Raw genomic sequence first — 4,247 nt, 5'->3', positions numbered from 1 at the left:
GCAGTGGGGAATATTGCACAATGGGCGAAAGCCTGATGCAGCGACGCCGCGTGAGGGATGACGGCCTTCGGGTTGTAAACCTCTTTCAGCAGGGACGAAGCGCAAGTGACGGTACCTGCAGAAGAAGCACCGGCTAACTACGTGCCAGCAGCCGCGGTAATACGTAGGGTGCAAGCGTTGTCCGGAATTACTGGGCGTAAAGAGTTCGTAGGCGGTTTGTCGCGTCGTTTGTGAAAACCAGCAGCTCAACTGCTGGCTTGCAGGCGATACGGGCAGACTTGAGTACTGCAGGGGAGACTGGAATTCCTGGTGTAGCGGTGAAATGCGCAGATATCAGGAGGAACACCGGTGGCGAAGGCGGGTCTCTGGGCAGTAACTGACGCTGAGGAACGAAAGCGTGGGTAGCGAACAGGATTAGATACCCTGGTAGTCCACGCCGTAAACGGTGGGCGCTAGGTGTGGGTTCCTTCCACGGAATCCGTGCCGTAGCTAACGCATTAAGCGCCCCGCCTGGGGAGTACGGCCGCAAGGCTAAAACTCAAAGGAATTGACGGGGGCCCGCACAAGCGGCGGAGCATGTGGATTAATTCGATGCAACGCGAAGAACCTTACCTGGGTTTGACATATACCGGAAAGCTGCAGAGATGTGGCCCCCCTTGTGGTCGGTATACAGGTGGTGCATGGCTGTCGTCAGCTCGTGTCGTGAGATGTTGGGTTAAGTCCCGCAACGAGCGCAACCCCTATCTTATGTTGCCAGCACGTTATGGTGGGGACTCGTAAGAGACTGCCGGGGTCAACTCGGAGGAAGGTGGGGACGACGTCAAGTCATCATGCCCCTTATGTCCAGGGCTTCACACATGCTACAATGGCCAGTACAGAGGGCTGCGAGACCGTGAGGTGGAGCGAATCCCTTAAAGCTGGTCTCAGTTCGGATCGGGGTCTGCAACTCGACCCCGTGAAGTCGGAGTCGCTAGTAATCGCAGATCAGCAACGCTGCGGTGAATACGTTCCCGGGCCTTGTACACACCGCCCGTCACGTCATGAAAGTCGGTAACACCCGAAGCCGGTGGCTTAACCCCTTGTGGGAGGGAGCCGTCGAAGGTGGGATCGGCGATTGGGACGAAGTCGTAACAAGGTAGCCGTACCGGAAGGTGCGGCTGGATCACCTCCTTTCTAAGGAGCATCTCTTTCGCTCGCTGCACACAGGTGTGGTTGAGGAAAGCAGAGGCCATTTCGTTCCCGTATGTGGAACGGTGGTTGCTCATGGGTGGACGCTGACAAGCATTCGTTTTCGTTACTGCCGGCCTCAGTGCTGGTGGGAGAACAAATTATATCGGCATACTGTTGGGTCCTGAGAGAACACGCGAGTGTTTCCTCTCTAGGAAGTAACGACAATGTTCAGGCGCGGTCATACCGCAAGAATTTTTTCTTGTTGGTGTCTGCTTGGAGCCTGAGTGTTGTGTGTTGTTTGAGAACTGCACAGTGGACGCGAGCATCTTTGTTGTAAGTAATGAAGAGCGTACGGTGGATGCCTTGGCACCAGGAGCCGATGAAGGACGTAGGAGGCTGCGATAAGCCTCGGGGAGCTGTCAACCGAGCTGTGATCCGAGGATGTCCGAATGGGGAAACCCAGCACGAGTGATGTCGTGTTACCCGCGCCTGAATATATAGGGCGTGTGGAGGGAACGTGGGGAAGTGAAACATCTCAGTACCCACAGGAAGAGAAAACAACCGTGATTCCGTGAGTAGTGGCGAGCGAAAGCGGAAGAGGCTAAACCATGGGTGTGTGATAGCCGGCAGGTGTTGCATTCGTGGGGTTGTGGGGTTCATTTTGTCTGTTCTGCCGAGCAGGCCAACAGTAAGAAATCACAGGGTTAGTGGAAGTGGTCTGGAACGGCCTGTCGTAGAGGGTGAGAATCCCGTACACGAAAACTTTGTGACTGTTGTAATGGAAACCCAAGTAGCACCGGGCCCGTGAAATCTGGTGTGAATCTGTCGGGACCACCCGATAAGCCTGAATACTCCCTGGTGACCGATAGCGGACTAGTACCGTGAGGGAAAGGTGAAAAGTACCCCGGGAGGGGAGTGAAATAGTACCTGAAACCGTGCGCTTACAATCCGTCAGAGCCTTCGAGCAGTTTACTGCTGGGGGTGATGGCGTGCCTTTTGAAGAATGAGCCTGCGAGTTAGTGGCATGTCGCGAGGTTAACCCGTGTGGGGTAGCCGTAGCGAAAGCGAGTCCGAATAGGGCGAGTCAGTGGCATGCTCTAGACCCGAAGCGGAGTGATCTACCCATGGCCAGGTTGAAGCGACGGTAAGACGTCGTGGAGGACCGAACCCACTTAGGTTGAAAACTGAGGGGATGAGTTGTGGGTAGGGGTGAAAGGCCAATCAAACTCCGTGATAGCTGGTTCTCCCCGAAATGCATTTAGGTGCAGCGTCGCGTGTTTCTCACCGGAGGTAGAGCTACTGGATGGTCTAGGGGGCCCACAAGCTTACCGAAATCAGCCAAACTCCGAATGCCGGTGAGTGAGAGCGCGGCAGTGAGACTGCGGGCGATAAGGTTCGTAGTCGAGAGGGAAACAGCCCAGATCGCCAGCTAAGGTCCCTAAGCGTGTACTAAGTGGAAAAGGATGTGGGGTCGCGAAGACAACCAGGAGGTTGGCTTAGAAGCAGCCACCCTTGAAAGAGTGCGTAATAGCTCACTGGTCAAGTGATCCTGCGCCGACAATGTAGCGGGGCTCAAGTACACCACCGAAGCTGCGGCATTCACGCAATAGCCCCCAGTTGATCCAAGGATTTTCTGGCAGGTGTGTGGATGGGTAGGGGAGCGTCGTGTGGCCATGGAAGCGGCAGGGTGACCTAGCCGTGGAGGCCACACGAGTGAGAATGCAGGCATGAGTAGCGAAAGACGAGTGAGAAACTCGTCCGCCGAATGACCAAGGGTTCCTGGGCCAGGTTAATCCGCCCAGGGTGAGTCGGGACCTAAGACGAGGCCGACAGGCGTAGCCGATGGACAACGGGTTGATATTCCCGTACCCGTGTGAACGCGCCCATGGTGAATCAGTGATACTAACCATCCTGAAGCCACGAGAAGACCTTCGGGTCTCGAGTTGGTGGATGCATGGGACCTGATCTGGTAGTAGCCAAGCGATGGGGTGACGCAGGAAGGTAGCTGAGCCAGTCAGTGGTAATACTGGTGTAAGCGTGTAGGGCGTGACCTAGGCAAATCCGGGTCACACATAGCCTGAGACGTGATGCGTAGCCGATTGAGGCGAATTCAGTGATCCTATGCTGCCGAGAAAAGCCTCTAGCGAGCTTTCACACGGCCCGTACCCCAAACCGACACAGGTGGTCAGGTAGAGAATACTAAGGCGATCGAGATAACTATGGTTAAGGAACTCGGCAAAATGCCCCCGTAACTTCGGGAGAAGGGGGGCCCTGTCTGGTGACGACATGTACTGTCTGAGCTGGGTGGGGCCGCAGAGACCAGTGAGAAGCGACTGTTTACTAAAAACACAGGTCCGTGCGAAGTCGTAAGACGATGTATACGGACTGACGCCTGCCCGGTGCTGGAAGGTTAAGAGGACCGGTTAGTTCCTTCGGGAGCGAAGCTGAGAATTTAAGCCCCAGTAAACGGCGGTGGTAACTATAACCATCCTAAGGTAGCGAAATTCCTTGTCGGGTAAGTTCCGACCTGCACGAATGGCGTAACGACTTCTCAGCTGTCTCAACCGTAGACTCGGCGAAATTGCATTACGAGTAAAGATGCTCGTTACGCGCGGCAGGACGAAAAGACCCCGGGACCTTCACTACAGCTTGGTATTGGTGTTCGGTTCGGTTTGTGTAGGATAGGTGGGAGACTGTGAAACGGTGACGCCAGTTATCGTGGAGTCGTTGTTGAAATACCACTCTGATCGAATTGGACCTCTAACCTCGGACCATGATCTGGTTCAGGGACAGTGCCTGGTGGGTAGTTTAACTGGGGCGGTTGCCTCCCAAAATGTAACGGAGGCGCCCAAAGGTTCCCTCAGCCTGGTTGGCAATCAGGTGTCGAGTGCAAGTGCACAAGGGAGCTTGACTGTGAGACTGACAGGTCGAGCAGGGACGAAAGTCGGGACTAGTGATCCGGCACCGGCAAGTGGAAGCGGTGTCGCTCAACGGATAAAAGGTACCCCGGGGATAACAGGCTGATCTTCCCCAAGAGTCCATATCGACGGGATGGTTTGGCACCTCGATGTCGGCTC

The 4,247-nt window shown here is 55.3% G+C and carries 2 rRNA genes; both read left to right on the top strand.

Annotation, left to right across the window (positions count from 1 at the left end):
- Positions 1–1,173, top strand: a 16S ribosomal RNA gene (locus ACH4F2_RS35145); the annotation flags it as partial.
- A 328-nt stretch (positions 1,174–1,501) separates the two neighbouring features.
- A 23S ribosomal RNA gene (locus ACH4F2_RS35140) occupies positions 1,502–4,247 on the top strand; the annotation flags it as partial.

The sequence above is a fragment of the Streptomyces sp. NPDC017890 genome, assembly GCF_044328675.1.
GTDB lineage: Bacteria > Actinomycetota > Actinomycetes > Streptomycetales > Streptomycetaceae > Streptomyces.
This window is presented reverse-complemented; position numbering and strand designations above follow the sequence as displayed.